The sequence below is a fragment of the Pediococcus damnosus genome (genome assembly GCF_001437255.1).
Lineage (GTDB): Bacteria > Bacillota > Bacilli > Lactobacillales > Lactobacillaceae > Pediococcus > Pediococcus damnosus.
This window is the reverse complement of sequence record NZ_JQBD01000047.1, coordinates 1-14,688: the sequence shown is the minus strand read 5'-3', so window position 1 is coordinate 14,688 and position 14,688 is coordinate 1. Positions and strand designations below refer to the sequence as shown.

Annotated in this window: 12 protein-coding genes; 6 read left to right on the top strand and 6 right to left on the bottom strand. The window is 38.1% G+C overall.

The annotated features are described in order from the left end of the window. Positions 1 to 206: 206 nt before the first annotated feature. Entirely contained in the window at positions 207 to 458 is a 252-nt protein-coding gene (locus tag IV84_RS06760; protein ID WP_056986297.1) for a hypothetical protein, read from the top strand. A 199-nt stretch (positions 459 to 657) separates the two neighbouring features. Here IV84_RS06760 and IV84_RS06755 read toward each other — a convergent pair whose 3' ends face one another. Then, positions 658 to 1,971, bottom strand: coding sequence for an NCS2 family permease (locus IV84_RS06755; RefSeq protein WP_046871531.1), 1,314 nt, complete (start codon positions 1,969 to 1,971; stop codon positions 658 to 660). Positions 1,972 to 2,269: 298 nt separating this feature from the next. On the opposite strand from IV84_RS06755, the gene IV84_RS06750 reads away from it, so the two are divergent. After that, complete coding sequence (locus IV84_RS06750; RefSeq protein WP_056986296.1) at positions 2,270 to 3,235, top strand: hypothetical protein; 966 nt, start codon at positions 2,270 to 2,272, stop codon at positions 3,233 to 3,235. Between the two features lie 333 nt (positions 3,236 to 3,568). Here the strand turns inward: IV84_RS06750 and IV84_RS06745 are convergent, their stop codons facing one another. Both IV84_RS06745 and IV84_RS06740 read right to left on the bottom strand, forming a co-directional pair. Further along, positions 3,569 to 5,488, bottom strand: a complete 1,920-nt coding sequence (locus IV84_RS06745) for a M13 family metallopeptidase (RefSeq protein ID WP_046871533.1) — start codon at positions 5,486 to 5,488, stop codon at positions 3,569 to 3,571. A gap of 70 nt (positions 5,489 to 5,558) precedes the next feature. Beyond that, a complete protein-coding gene (locus tag IV84_RS06740; protein ID WP_046871534.1) occupies positions 5,559 to 6,530 on the bottom strand; it encodes an asparaginase in 972 nt (323 codons plus the stop codon). Positions 6,531 to 6,760: 230 nt separating this feature from the next. Between IV84_RS06740 and IV84_RS06735 the strand changes: the two genes are divergently transcribed. Then, complete coding sequence (locus IV84_RS06735; protein WP_046871535.1) at positions 6,761 to 7,519, top strand: potassium channel family protein; 759 nt, start codon at positions 6,761 to 6,763, stop codon at positions 7,517 to 7,519. Positions 7,520 to 7,594: 75 nt separating this feature from the next. Here IV84_RS06735 and IV84_RS06730 read toward each other — a convergent pair whose 3' ends face one another. After that, the gene (locus IV84_RS06730) at positions 7,595 to 7,921 is read right to left on the bottom strand and encodes a heavy metal-binding domain-containing protein (RefSeq protein ID WP_046871536.1); all 327 of its coding nucleotides are present in this window, start codon (positions 7,919 to 7,921) and stop codon (positions 7,595 to 7,597) included. A gap of 312 nt (positions 7,922 to 8,233) precedes the next feature. Continuing rightward, on the bottom strand, positions 8,234 to 8,884 hold the full coding sequence (locus IV84_RS06725) for an MIP/aquaporin family protein (RefSeq protein WP_046871537.1): 651 nt from the start codon (positions 8,882 to 8,884) through the stop codon (positions 8,234 to 8,236). A gap of 210 nt (positions 8,885 to 9,094) precedes the next feature. Here IV84_RS06725 and IV84_RS06720 point away from each other — a divergent pair, with 210 nt between their 5' ends. From IV84_RS06720 to IV84_RS06710, 3 genes are all read left to right on the top strand, one after another. After that, complete coding sequence (locus tag IV84_RS06720) at positions 9,095 to 9,532, top strand: hypothetical protein (RefSeq protein ID WP_046871538.1); 438 nt, start codon at positions 9,095 to 9,097, stop codon at positions 9,530 to 9,532. 256 nt (positions 9,533 to 9,788) lie between these two features. After that, on the top strand, positions 9,789 to 10,520 hold the full coding sequence (locus IV84_RS06715; protein WP_046871539.1) for a C40 family peptidase: 732 nt from the start codon (positions 9,789 to 9,791) through the stop codon (positions 10,518 to 10,520). A 123-nt stretch (positions 10,521 to 10,643) separates the two neighbouring features. Beyond that, positions 10,644 to 10,967 (top strand): magnetosome magnetite crystal formation protein family, encoded by a 324-nt coding sequence (locus tag IV84_RS06710; RefSeq protein ID WP_046871540.1) that lies wholly within the window; start codon positions 10,644 to 10,646, stop codon positions 10,965 to 10,967. Between the two features lie 1,209 nt (positions 10,968 to 12,176). On the opposite strand, the gene IV84_RS06705 is transcribed toward IV84_RS06710, so the two are convergent. Further along, complete coding sequence (locus IV84_RS06705; RefSeq protein WP_056986295.1) at positions 12,177 to 14,438, bottom strand: MucBP domain-containing protein; 2,262 nt, start codon at positions 14,436 to 14,438, stop codon at positions 12,177 to 12,179. Positions 14,439 to 14,688 lie beyond the last annotated feature (250 nt).

The following is a 14,688-nucleotide window of genomic DNA, read 5'->3' as shown; positions in this document are numbered from 1 at the left end:
ATTGACCATCTAGGAAAACCTTACACTAACAGATTTAGAGCCTAAGAACCTGCTCTTTTATTGATTAATCTTCATACTCCAATTAACTTATCTGTTTTACACAGCTGGGTGTATAATGTAAACGATTTCAGGAATTTAAAAAGTACCTAATCTTTTGTTTTATAGTTTAAGATATTAACAGCTAAATTGAATTGGAGGGGTTCAATATGCGAAAAATATTTACGTTATCTATTATAGGCGTAGTTCTTGTTGGATTAGTATTTTTAACCTTGTCATCATGTGGTGACCACAAAGCTTCTTTTGATACTAGTACTGTTGGCTCTAGCAAACAAGATAGTACTTACGGTGCTTGGTGGGAACACATGTGGTCACTTCCTGATGAAAATTCATCTAATAAAAAAAATAATCCAAGAAAAAATTCTGTTACTAAGTTTAGTAATGATGATAATAAAAAATAAAGAAAAGACCCATTAAATTTTGACCGTTGTTTTACAAGTGGACCATCTTTTATTTCACAAGCTTCTACCTAGTCATTTGCCGCTGAGCTTGAGGACAGTTCGACAAATCAAAAAGAGAATCACAAGCGCGACTCCCGCGGAATTACGATCCCGCAACCGTCACACTTGTGATTCTCTTTTTACCGACTTGTCTCACTCACTAACCTTTGTTCAATATATATAGAAAGAAAATAAATACAAAGAATAATCCATACATAATTGGGTGAACTTCTTTGCCTCGTTTTGCAGCAACCATTGTGATTGGATACATAATGAACCCAAGCGCAATTCCATCTGAAACACTGTATGTCAATGGCATTCCAATCAAGATCAAGAATGCAGGAATTGCGATTTCCATCTTTTCCCACGCAATGTGCTTCATTGATTGAGCCATTAAAACACCGACAATAATCAAAGCTGGTGCCGTCACCTGACTTGTTACAACAGCCAACATTGGAGAGAAGAATAGACCTAAGATAAACAGGACACCCGTTGTGACCGCTGTTAATCCAGAACGACCACCTACCGCAATTCCGGCTGAAGATTCAACATATGCGCCAACTGGTGAAGTGCCCAACACAGAACCAGCTAACATTGCCGTCGAATCTGACATCAATGCTTTACCAACTCGAGGCATCTTGTTGTCTTTCATAAAACCAGCTTGTTGCGCCAGTCCTACCAAAGTACCAGCCGTATCAAAAAAAGTAACCAATAAAAAGGTTAAAACAACCACCCATAATTGCACGGTATTAATATCACCAATGTGTTCAACACCAACCATAAATGTTGGTTTCAAACTTGGAGCCGTGGATACCCACTGTGCGGGGGCCTTAATCAAGCCAGTCAGTAGACCTAAAATTGCAGTTGCAGCCATCCCAATAAAAATACCGCCTGGAACCCGACGAACCATTAAAATAGAAGTTAAAATCAAACCAAAGATCGTCAACCATGTTGTTGCCACGCCCAGTGATCCTAAACCAACCACTGTAGATTTGTTAGCAACAATCAAGCCACCATCATGTAACCCAATAAAAGCAATAAACAATCCAATCCCACTAGAAATTGCATATTTCAAATCAGCAGGAATCGCATTAATAATCATTTCACGTAATTTAAAAATTGTAATCACAATAAAAATTAATGAAGCCACAAACACACCCGCTAAGGCAGTTTGCCAAGGAATTTTCATTCCGATACAAACAGAATAGGCGAAAAAGGCATTAATTCCTAAGGCTGGAGCAGTTGCAATTGGGTATTTAGCCAAAATTCCCATCAAAAAACAACCTAACGCACTTGCCAAAGCAGTTGCCGTAAACACAGCTCCTTTGTCCATCCCTGAAGCACCTAAAACACTTGGATTCACAAATAAAATGTAGGCCATGGAAATAAACGTAGTAAATCCTGCCAAGATCTCACGTTTCACAGTCGTATGTAACTGATCAATTTGAAAATAATTCTTAATCTTTTCTCCCATAAGTACTTTCTCCCTTAACCTGGCTAATTTAGAATTAGCTTTATGTTTGTTCGTGTTTTACTCTCCAAACAACAATATTCATCTTACTATAAATCCGTTTCAAAGTAAAACACAAACTTTACAATATTTTCTGCTTAAAAGTAATAATCAAAACCACTTGGCGAATCCTCGTGAATTTATTCCAAATTTACCTAATTGACCCTCGTAATTCTTAGTGGATGGGTGTATAATTCATGTTTATGACAGCGTGTCATATTTGACACGGATAATTCGAAAATTAATACGAGGATGGTACGTTATGAAAAAGTTTTTAACTGGAGTTGTTGGGCTCTTTGCACTCGTTGCATTAGCTGGTTGTGGCAATCACAGCCTATCAGTGGGTGCATCCACTAAAACGCCGAGTGGCATGGTAGCCGTTATTAAAGGAAAAGCAAGCAAAAACGCGAAAATAAGCTATCAAATCGATCAGCAAGCTAAAAAAGCCGTTAAAAATACTGATGGGGCTTATGTAGTCGAAGTTCCTGCAAAAACCAAAAAACAGACGGTTAACATCACTTCTCAAAAAGGTTCAGATGTGATTACTAAAAAAGTCACTATTAATAAGCGAAAAGCACTTGGTCAATATAAACCAATTGCTAACAACTATAATCAAGCTGTAATTGGCATGTCCTTGTCAAAAGCAGATCAACAAAAAGCTAAGGACTTAGCCGCTGCTGAAAAAAAGGCCAAAGCTAGTTCCTCAAAACCAACTTCGGCTGCTAAAGCCAAAGCTGAAATTGCTAAGTTACCAGCCTCTCAACAAAAAGCAGCCCTCGCTAAGTTAGAAGCTCAGGGTAAAGAAATGGCTGCTCTTCAAAAAGAAGGCAAAGAAGTCCAAGCCGCAATGGCCACTGCTAAAAAAGAAAACAAAGATAAATTGTTGCCAACTAATATGTCAAACGGCGTCAAAAACGTCATCACACAAAATAATTACACAGTACGTGCTAACTATCAGGATAAGAATTTAATGGGCTTAACCCTCATTGTGCCCGTAAAAGCTATGAAACAGGAATCAGGCCAAAAGGATTTTGGAACGGTCTTTTCACTTCTATCCAATGAATTAGGTGCAAATCCTAAATCAGTTATGAAACAATTTGAGAAATTACTAAAAGATGCTAAAAAGAGTAGCAGTACCTCAACTGCCACTAATGTGATTAAATCTAACGGCGTGAAATTCGAAGTTGGTTACTCTACAACTCATCTTTATATTTACATTACTAAATAAGACAAAATCTAAAAGGCGTCCACAGACTTTGGAGAATTCCATAATCTGTGAACGCCTTTTTATGCACCCTACACTGCTGATCTCTGTTTGTATTTTTTCGACCGCCTTAGGACAGCTTCTTGAAACAGCTATAAAGATATAAGCACGTCTAACCGTGGGATTGCGATCCCGCTACCGACGTCCTTATATCTCTATAGCTCCCGTTTCACTCCGCTCACTTTTTTTAGGACAGCTCGACAAAGCAAAAGGTGCTAAATAAGTATGACTCCCGCGGGATTGCGATCCCGCATCCGTCACACTTATTTAGCACCTTTTAACGCTTTGTCTCACTCACTACCAGATTTGCACCCGTTTTTCCGGTGGCAGATACATGCCATCCCCCGGTTGCACATTGAACGTTTCGTAAAACTCATCAAAATTTTTCACTTGGACATTTGCCCGCAATTTATCTGGTGCATGCACATCAATTGAAAGAAGCAATTGTTTGCGTTCCTTTGTAGCCTTACTACGCCATACTGTGGCCCAGTTCACAAAGAACTCTTCCAAATCAGGATTACCTGTCAATTTAGCCGCACCCAATGCACAGCTCAGGCCTCCATCATCTGCTACGTTTTCAGTGACCACTAATTTACCGTTAACCTTGCCACCTGCATATGGAAGCCCATCAAATTCATCAATCATGGCTTGTGAACGTTTCTTGAATTCCTTCATATCATCATCCGTCCACCAATTATTCAAGCTTCCGTTTTCATCAAACAAAGCGCCATTAGGATCAAAAGCATGCGAAATTTCATGAGCCATTACGGCCCCAATTCCACCATAATTCTGACTTGGTGTTTGTTCCAAACTATAAAATGGTGCTTGAAGAATTGCCGCTGGGAAACAAATCAAGTTACCTTCTGGTGAATAATATGCATTAACCGTATCAGCACTCATTTCCCATTTTTCTTTATCCACGGGCTGATTAAATTTACTGAGTTCATCTTCAGCAAACACTTTAGAAAAGGCTTGGACATTTTCTAATAAGCTGCCGCCTTCTGCCGCGGTCGTCGTATGTAGTTTTTTAAAGACATCTTCCATCTTATCTGGATAGCCAACATGAATATCCATGGCATTCAACTTAACGACCGCTTTTTCACGCGTAGCCTTACTGAGCCATGTATTATTTTGCAATTTCTGCTTGTAAACACCAGTCATCGCAACAACCATATCATGAACGTCTTGTTTGGCCTTTTCACCAAAGTACTTCTTACCATAGTAATCACCAACAACTTGGCTAAAGATTCGCCGTGCCAAATAAAAGGCACTCTTCTCTTGCTTCATGGCTGTTTTTTGACCAGATAAGGTTCGTTGATAGATTCCTGCAGTCTGGCGGAAGTCTTCGCCAAGATATGTTGCTAAGTGACGCACCACATTGACAATTACCCAGTTTTTAAATGCTGGGAAAGTGTCCTTATTAACAATCTTGGTAAAGTTTTCAAAGAATTTAGGTTCAGTGACAATAACTTGTTTTGGTTTTTCACCCAATACCTCAGTAATGGCATCGCCAATCTTAAATTCACCTAATTGTTTGATAAACTCATCAAAATCAATTGGATTATATAAGTTCGCCACATCGCTCATTTCTTCGGAGTTCTTTTTGAAAGGCGCCATTGAAGCATCAAACTGTTTAGCGTCTGCCACCATCTTTTTAGCATCTTCTTTAGAGTTACCCACCATTGTGAGTAATTTTTCAGTCATTTGGGTAAAGACTGCTAAGAGTTGTGGGCCAGCCTGATTATCTTTGTCATAATAAGTTTTATCAGGAAGGATCAAATTACCACCCTCAGCCCAAAGCACATTCAATTTTATTTTGCCTTGGCTCTTAAGATCAGGTTGCACGCCAATGTCAAACGGCGTTGGAAATCCCTCAACAAACCAGTCTTTGAACTGGGCACTGAGCTCTTCAAAACTAGAAACTGCTTCAACTTTATCAATATATGGTTTTAAAGGTGCTGTACCATCTTGATCACGTTTCTTGAAATCTGCTGCTAATTCATAAAACTTCAAAAATTCGGTCATCAAAGGATCCTTGTTGACAAGTTTGCCAGATTTCATATCAGCAAAATCGCTCATCAATTTTTCATCCACATCATCAACTAAGTCCATGAATCCACCCGTCGAAGAGTGGTCTGCCGGAATCTCGGCAGTTTCAAGCCATTCGCCATTCACTGCGTCATAAAAATCATTTCTTAATTTCGTTTTATCAGCCATTTCATCCCAACCTTTTTCTTCAGATAGCAATAGTATAGCGCATTTTTAATCTTCTCACAAAATTTTAATTTTACGATACTGCGTTACTAATATAATTTCTTAAATTCTCTCCAGTAAAACCGGCACTAATTCCAACCAGCAGCTTAATCCGCGCCTTGGGTCCATTTAGTCCCTGACAGAAAGTAACACCCATACGTTCCAACGCAATGCCACCACCTGGATAATCGTAAATGGGTTCCGCTACCCCATTATAACAACGGGAAACCATTACCACTGGAATCTCGTCTGCAAGTAGCTGTTGAATGGCACCTACCGTTTCTAGCGGCATGTTTCCAGCACCCAAGCCTTCTATAACAATGCCATTGGTCTCTTTTTTATCTAAACAACTCAAGAGACTTGCGGGCATCCCTGCGTAGGCTTTCAGTAAATAGACATTGTGTTTAAGCTCATCAACTTGCACAACCGCTTGTTGAATTAATTCTTGGAAATAGTGGATACCACGTTTTCCAACCAAGCCAATCGGTCCAAATGTCGGTGTCCGAAACGTATCAACATTGGTAGTATGCGTTTTGGTGACATAGCGCGCCGTATGAATTTCGTCATTCATAACCACCAAAACGCCTTTATCCACCGATTCATCAGCGGCGGCGGTTAAGATTGCGCTCTGAAAATTATACACACCATCTGATCCGATTTCATTAGAAGAACGCATTGCTCCCGTCAAAACTACTGGTAGATGATTTGGCAAAGTTAAATCTAAAAAATACGCCGTTTCTTCTAATGTATCTGTTCCATGGGTAATCACAATTCCATCATACCCTTGACCTTCTGCTTTTTTTACGCGTTTTTGCATCTTGAACATATCATCTGGTGTGATGTGTTCTGATGGTTTATTCAAAATAGTTTCATTGGTTAATTCGATATTGTCGTCAATAAAGCGACTATCTAATAACGGATTCTCCTCATTTGTAGAAACTTCACCTAGTTCATTGGCCGACATTGAAATGGTTCCACCTGTATGGAGTGCTAATATTTTTTTCAAACGTAAACCTCCCAATCATTATTCATTTTATTATTTTAGTTACATACTCTACTTTATAAATAAAAAACATTTGAATTGCTCTTTCTTGATTCTAATCGATTAAAAGCCGACTTACTAGCTAAATTCAGCATTTCAATTTTTAAAAAATCATTGTGATCAAAGCCCATCTGTTTACACAGCTTATTAAAGAGTTAAAATAAGCTTAATACGTGAAATGACAGGTGAATAAAATGTCTAAAAAACAAAGAGGTTGGCTTATTTGTTACCACATTATTTTTGGTGCTCTGGCACTCTTCTCTAGTGGTCTAGCTTTTTCAACTTTCTTTACCCACATTAATCTATTAAAAGGCTCAATCGGAGTCATCATGAACATCATCCTAGTAATCTTCTTAATAGACTACTTAGTTCGTTTAGGGCTATCAAAAAATAAGAAAGGTTTTCTGGTTGATAACTCCTTTGATATGCTTGGATTGGTTCCGTTGCACCCGATTTTTGCCATTTTTCGATTTGAACGGGTCATTCGCATGGTTCGTTATTATCATATTTTTTGGCATCTAGGCCTGGATGGCAAGTTTACAAAATCTGTCCACCGTTTCTTTTACTCCACTGGCTTTGTTTATCTTCTCTACGCCAGTGTTGTAATCGTCGTCTTGAGTGCGCTTTTGTATTCCATTGTTGAAAAAATTTCTCTATCAAACGCATTATGGTGGGCAATCACCACCGCAACCACCGTTGGTTATGGCGATATTTCCCCGCATACGGCCATTGGAAAAATCATTGCGGCCATCCTAATGCTTGGTGGAATTGGGTTTATTGGTTTGTTAACCAGTACAATTACCGGATTCTTCACTTCAGATAATACCAACATTCAAGATAACGATTTAACTTTACTCTTAAATAAAATTGATAGTCTCTCCAAACAAGTTGACCACTTACAAAAACAAGTTTCTCAACTTCAGAAAAAGCCACATAAAAAAAAGAAATCTTAGTTTCAAAAAGGCCAGTATTCTAAGAGGATTACCATAAAGTAATCTCTTAGAATACTGGCCTTTATTTTTTTAAAATTACTCAACAAATTTTACAGCTGTCCCATAAGCAACCACCGTTTCCATATCTTGACTAATTGAATCTGAATCAAAACGCATCATCACCACGGCATCTGCGCCCATTTCTGCTGCATTATCCCGTAAGCGACTGATCGCTGTATCACGTGCCTCCGTCAGTAGTTCCGAATAAGCCTTAATTTCACCACCAACAATTCCTTTAAGACCCGCACCAATATTTTTGAACACGTTTTTAGATTGCGTGGTTAAACCAAACACTTCCCCAATCACTTCATAATTATGCCCTGGAATATTTTCCGTCGTCGACACTAAAATTTTATTTGCCATTATGGACTCCCCCATCTTGTTTGATATTTGTATTATAGCATGGCGGGGTTGCATTCACTGCCTGTTTTTTTTCGGGTGAGCTTTAGGACAGCTACTTGAAACAGCTAAAGAGCTATAAACACGTCTAACCGCGGGATGCAATCCCGCTAACGACGCGTTTATAGCTCTTTAGCTCCCGTTTCAATCCGCTCACTCTTTTTTAGGACAGCTCGGCAAAGCAAAAGCCAAGAAATACCTATCCTTCCCGCGGGATTGCGATCCCGCATCCAGGACAGGTATTTCTTGGCTTTTAACGCTTTGCCTCGCTCACTTTTATTCTTCACTACCCAAATACTGACTCACACCGGCTGCCAACACCGCTCCTACCAATGGAGCCGTTAAGTACAACCAATAATGCGCCATTGCCGATCCACCCACAAAGAGGGCTGGGCCAAAACTTCGTGCCGGGTTCAATGAACCGCCCGTCAAGTTCAATGCCACAATAATCATCAAACCTAATGTTAATCCGATAATTAAGCCTGCAAAATTTGAATTGCCTAGTTTTCTACTTGTTACCAACAAAATAACTAAAACAAACAAAAATGTCACGAGCGTTTCAGTGACAAACGCACCACCAACAGAAATATTAGGGAAATCCGTTTGCCCTAAATCTTTCGTGGACAAACCTAATTCATGGACCAAATCAAAAACCATCGCTGATGCCAAAATTGCCCCAATAAATTGGGAAATAACATACCCAATAAAATCTTTGCCGCTAATTCGCTTATTTAAAAGCATACCCAGGGATACCGCCGGGTTAAAGTGCCCACCTGAAATGGCACCTACTGAATAAGCCATGACAGTTACCGCTAATCCAAAGGCCAAACCAATCGTAAGTGTGCTACCTTTAGCAATCACAACTGTACCCGTTCCAACAAAAACCAAAACAAACGTTCCAATAATTTCTGCAATATATTTTCGCATATGGTCATCTCCTACGTATATTAAAAACCTTTTATAATTTCTATCTACTTAAAAGTATAAAAGATTTAAATAAAATACTCAATATTGATGCGCTGAAAACGCGAAAACTTTTTAATTCTCCTTTAAATTTGTACTAATCGCCTGGTTTGTAGAAGTAAAAATGGACGTCTTATGGTAAAATATAACTATTATATCTTAGGGGGAATGACCATGAGTCAAATCGATGTCGAACTAATCACTGAACCAACAGCTAAAGAATTTTTAATCGATTATAAAGAACAAAAACGAAATAATAACGTTCCCGAGCTCAAATCACAAGGCCATTTTATTTTACCTGATTACAAACTGACAAGGCAGCGTAAAGCTTTTAAAATCATGAAACATACCTACCTTACAAAGCATTACAAATCCTATGTTGCGTTTGATTCAGACAACGGTCACACTTTGTGGATGAAGAATTTCGGTAGCCTAACAGAAGCCGTCTTTTGGCTTGAAACTGGACTGGAAATTGGCGATACTGATACACGATCTACATACAAGGATTGGAAAGAGAAACATAATGATGAGGTTCAAGTGTTGAAGGATCAATTAAGCCTACTAAAGAAGAAACGTAACAAAAAGAGAATTCCTTTAGATCATGCCAATTAATTTTTATAATTATGCAATTATTAAGAGTCCACTTTACAGTGGCTCTTTTTATTTTAAAATTAAAAAAATTGCTATCTCAAATTACGATACGATCAATTTATGCACATTCTATAGCTATTTGAAGTGTTATTTTGGGCTTGGAATGAATTATTTCGTCAATATGTTCTTTACTTAATCTTAATGAGATACCTTAGTTACGTTTTTGTAATATATAACCCGTATTATTATAAATATACAATTTATACGGGGGTAACTCATGAAAAACATAATTAAATTATTCGCGCTTCTTTCCATGTTTATTGGTATCACTGCTATTTCAAACACTGAAGCTCACGCAGCTACAAAATACCGTGTAGTTTCTACGAAAAATGTAACTACAAAATCTTACATCAGATCAAGTGCCAAGGGGAATATGTACAACCTAAACGGGAAACTTCCCTATGTCACCTTTAAAACAGCTCATTATTTAAAGAATTTCCCAAGAACTACTTTTAAGGTCACAAAATCACGAATTGTCTTGAAAAATGGCGTTCGTACCCAATATTTTTATGCTACTAGTAGTAATGGTCTGTATTCTGGTTGGGTTTGGCATGGTTATCTCAAAGTTAAGCCTGGTACAGGTACTTACAATAAGATTTACACAAATGCACGAAAACAATTAGGCAAACGCTATGTTTATGGCGCTGTTGGTCCAAATCGTTTTGACTGTTCCGGCTTATCAAAATATGTTTATAAAAAAGCAATCAACAAAACCTTACCAAGAACCGCACAATCTCAATACAACAGTTATAAAAAAGCTTCAACTAGTTCACGAAAACAAGGCGACTTAGTTTTCTTTGGTTCTAGTAAAAAGAATATTTCTCATGTAGGGATCTACGTCGGTAGTGGCAAAATGATCGATGCTCAAAATCGTGGCGTCATTACTGAAAAAGTTGCTTCTCCATGGTGGCACTGTGTTGGTTATTCACGCCCAGCAAATCTTAACTAAATAAATAATTGATTAAACAGTAGCGCAACTTGGCTACTGTTTTTTTGTTTGGTTCTTATCTCTATCTTAAGTTGTCCATTTTAGGTAAAATGAAGGCAACAAATGAACGTGGAGGTTGAGATTATGACAATTGAAGATAAATTATTAAGTTCCCTTTCCTATCTGAGCATTTTATTTTTACCTGTTTTGTTTCCATTAATTGTTTGGCTGTTAACAGCTAATCGACCAGAAACTCATCGAAATGCCTTACATGCGTTATTGTTGCATATTTTACCTACTTTGCTGATCCTTACATTTATTGTCCTTGCCGGAGTTCACGGGCTAATCACAAAGAATGCCCAGTCAACCGGCTGGTTTATCATTATTCTTATTGGCCTTGGTGCAATTATTGTTTTAGCTCTAACTATTTATAGTATCTACAAGGGAATTAAGATTCTTGTTGATTAACTTTTTTTACTACAAAACCCTTTATAACGGTAATTCTGTTGGCCCATTTTATAAGTTTAAAAAAAGTCAGACATTTATGTTGCAAACGGTTACATCACGTGCTAATATAATAAGTGAGGAAAGGGAAAAGTTAAATTTTCCGATTAACTCAAACTTCTCAAAGCGCTTTAGGTCAGTCGATAGTTGCCGATGGTGATCTAACGTAGAAGCGCAGCTGAGAGCTATGTTGTGAAGGCTTACCATTCATGGGCATCATGTAAAAGTTTTGCTTGTTGAAAGACATGTGAGCAGTTACAATCAGAATTATGTGTTTGACTCAAAGGTTTAGATGCGCGATTTATATGAGTATGATCTGATACTATAAATCATGGGCATCGATTTAATAAAGTTTTTGATGTTGGAAGACATTTGAGTAGCAAAAGTAGTTAGTACTTGGCTCAAGAAACCTGGATGTGCGGTTTATGGAAATACGACATCACAAACCATGAGCATCGATTTAATAAAGTTTTGATGTTGAAAGACATCGTGAGCAGTTGTAGTAGTTGTTACTTGGCTCAAAAATCTGGATGTGCGAATAGTAAGTGCATAGCTTTCTTGGTAAATGTTGCAACTGATTTTGGTTCAGTTTTTAGATTCAGATTTAGATTCATGTTTGGTTGATATGTAGTTGAGCTTCGGTTTAAGTAGGTGTTGCCAATGACAAGAGAAAACGTGAGTTAGAAATAGCTTACAGAGTACTAAATAGTTTAGATACGTTGTGTAGTAAGAACAAAATAACAAGTACGTTTGCGGAGGGTATTTAGCATAAAAAAACTTAATGCTTCCAAAACCGTCTTTAATCACCGTTAGCCTGTATTTATGTATGTATCAAGTGAGTTCAAACTTACGTTGATCATATCAGCAGATTTTGATAACGACGATCACAGGTAGGTCAGGTTCACGACGGTAGAACAATTAAACAATGAAGGTGTAATGTTATTAACAATTTAGATTCTGAAGATGTTAATCGCGAAAACCTTTCCTCGTAGGTAGACTTTAAGCTTTGAGAAGAACTTAGAGTCTACTTTTTTGTTGTCAAAAAATAAAAACGGTCACGAAAATCCCCACTTTAATACACAAATAAGCTGCTCCCCTTTTTAGAGGAACAGCTTATTTCTTAAATATAAAATCGATGAAATTTGAAACACTTCATTTTTGCAATCTTAAAATCTAATATCTTTTTCTTCTAACTACTCCGAATAGTGCAAGCGTGGCCATTAAGAACAATCCAATCAACCCAATGTTTCTTCCAGCAATACTATTTGCTTCATCAGTTTGTGGTAATTCTTTATTTGCTGAAACAGATTTCGGACTATTTTTGGTTGCTCCTGAAACGGTTTGCCCATTAGCTGAAGGAATTTGACTTGTTTCCTTGCCATTATTACCTTGGCTTAATCCGTTACCTTGATTACCGGATTGGCCCGAGTTGGAGTCTGTTTCGCCATTACCGGAACCCTCTTTATCTCCAGAGCCATCGTTATCGCCCGGAGTTGGTTTAGGTGTTGTAGGTTCCCCTGGTTTCCCAGGTGTTCCATCGGCCACAATAATAACAACTCCTGTAGCTGTTACAGACAACCCAGTAACTGGATCCGTATAAGTGAAGGTATAGGTTACTTTGTTCGTATTAAAGTTGTTTGGTCCCGTTACTGTTAAACTGCCATTTGCAATTGCTTCAGCATAATTTAACTTTGTCCCTGTTGAAGAAACAATTGAATTAAATAAATCTTGAAGTTTAAAATTGGAACCTTTTTTAATCGTAATCTTAGGTTTAACACTGATAGTTGGCTTGATCGCAGTATACTTGTATGTCAATGTGATTGCATAGCCTTTACCAACACCATTTTCAGACACCGTTGTATTATTGAAGACATCTAATACCTTCTGCCAGTCAGCAGATGTCCAAGTGTTTGGATTACCAGTTACACCAACATTTGCAGCAAATTCGGCAAGTGAACCAGTATGCGTTCCATCTTCATTTATTAAAGTAAAAGTACTCTTGCTATAATTAATTTGATACCCAGCAATCTGCTTTGGTGTATGCAAACTGTATTTTTCACCAGCCTTAAGCGCCTCGCTATCAGATTTTGCAAGTGTTTTTCCTGCTTCATTCTGATATTCACTTGTTTCATTAAACGTTCCTTTTGGCGCCTCAGCATCATATTTGTAAGTCAGCGTAATTGCATAGCCCTTACCAACAGCATTAGCCGATACCGTATCTTTGTTAAGAATGGCTACCAAATCATTAATTGTCCATGATTTGCTGGTATCTATTCCTGCGGCTGCAGCAAGTTCAGTTAGTGATCCTTTGTGAGTTCCAGATTCATTAATTATTGTATAACTACTCTTGTCCTTGTTAACCTGATAACCAGAAATGTTTTTTGGAGTACTCAAACTATAACTTTCGCCAGCTTTAAGCGCCGTTGTATCAGAATCCGCAATGGTGTTTCCGGCCTCATTTTGATACTCCGTCTTTTGATTTAACATCCCTTTTGGCGCTTCGGCATCATACTTATAAGTCAACGTGATACTATAATCTTTACCGACTGCATTAGCCGACACCGTATCTTTATTAAGAATGGCTACCAAATCGTTAATTGTCCATGATTTGCTAGTATCTATTCCTGCGGCTGCAGCAAGTTCAGTAAGTGATCCTTTGTGAGTTCCAGATTCATTAACTATTGTATAACTACTCTTGTCCTTGTTAACCTGATAACCAGAAATGTTCTTAGGTCCACTCAAACTATAACTCTCGCCAGCTTTGAGCGCCGTTGTATCAGAATCCGCAATGGTGTTTCCGGCCTCATTTTGATACTCCGTCTTTTGATTTAACGTGCCCTTTGGTGCTTCAGCGTCATATTTGTAAGTCAGCGTAACACTATAGTCTTTGCCAACCCCATTTTCAGACACCGTAGTTGCATTAAAAGCATCTAGTACTTTTTGCCAATCCGCAGTGGTCCAACTACTTGGATCGCTGGTGACACCGACATTTGCGGCAAGTTTAGCTAACGAACCACTATTAGTTCCGTCTTCATTCGTGATCGTATAGCTGCTCTTAGCATAATTTACTTTGTATCCTGCAATCGTTTTAGGTGCATTTAAACTGTATTTTTCGCCAGCTTTAAGCGAAACACTGTCTGAACTGGCAATGCTCTTACCAGCTTCATCTTGATATTCACTTGTCTGTTTAAAAGTGCCTTGCGCGGCCTCTGAATTCGAACTACTATCCGCAACCTTTGTTTTACCAGATTCTGATGTTGCTTTAACTGTCTTAGCAGTGGTAGCCGTGTTCTGTTTTGAAGACTCAGCTACATTTGAAACATCCGCATTTATTTGGGGTGGCGTAACACCCATCCCTAAAATACCCGCTGAAAACAGTAGTGTACTTGCCAGCAAAGCATACTTACGATTTTGTTTCAATTCGGCTTTTTTCATATTTCTCTCCCTTCAAATAAAACCATGGCATTCAACTTTTGCTGTTTTGTTCAAGAAAATTTTTCCCAAATTAATCCAGCCAACTATGTAAAAAATTATAACCTGTACCTACTTAAATTCTAACACCTCGGTGACATTAATGGTAGCGCTAGCATTTAATTCTCTCATCTATTTCATTTTCATCTATACAACCAAATATTACATAATTTCAATGCTTAATAATGGGTCTACACTTTCTGGTATTGGTGAA

Excerpts from the sequence above, each read along its gene's own strand:
- IV84_RS06755 (WP_046871531.1), bottom strand. The coding sequence starts at position 1,971 with ATGGGAGAAAAGATTAAGAATTATTTTCAAATTGATCAGTTACATACG.
- IV84_RS06715 (WP_046871539.1), top strand. The coding sequence starts at position 9,789 with ATGAAAAACATAATTAAATTATTCGCGCTTCTTTCCATGTTTATTGGT.
- IV84_RS06750 (WP_056986296.1), top strand. The coding sequence starts at position 2,270 with ATGAAAAAGTTTTTAACTGGAGTTGTTGGGCTCTTTGCACTCGTTGCA.
- IV84_RS06760 (WP_056986297.1), top strand. The coding sequence starts at position 207 with ATGCGAAAAATATTTACGTTATCTATTATAGGCGTAGTTCTTGTTGGA.
- IV84_RS06745 (WP_046871533.1), bottom strand. The coding sequence starts at position 5,488 with ATGGCTGATAAAACGAAATTAAGAAATGATTTTTATGACGCAGTGAAT.
- IV84_RS06725 (WP_046871537.1), bottom strand. The coding sequence starts at position 8,884 with ATGCGAAAATATATTGCAGAAATTATTGGAACGTTTGTTTTGGTTTTT.
- IV84_RS06710 (WP_046871540.1), top strand. The coding sequence starts at position 10,644 with ATGACAATTGAAGATAAATTATTAAGTTCCCTTTCCTATCTGAGCATT.
- IV84_RS06730 (WP_046871536.1), bottom strand. The coding sequence starts at position 7,921 with ATGGCAAATAAAATTTTAGTGTCGACGACGGAAAATATTCCAGGGCAT.
- IV84_RS06705 (WP_056986295.1), bottom strand. The coding sequence starts at position 14,438 with ATGAAAAAAGCCGAATTGAAACAAAATCGTAAGTATGCTTTGCTGGCA.
- IV84_RS06735 (WP_046871535.1), top strand. The coding sequence starts at position 6,761 with ATGTCTAAAAAACAAAGAGGTTGGCTTATTTGTTACCACATTATTTTT.
- IV84_RS06720 (WP_046871538.1), top strand. The coding sequence starts at position 9,095 with ATGAGTCAAATCGATGTCGAACTAATCACTGAACCAACAGCTAAAGAA.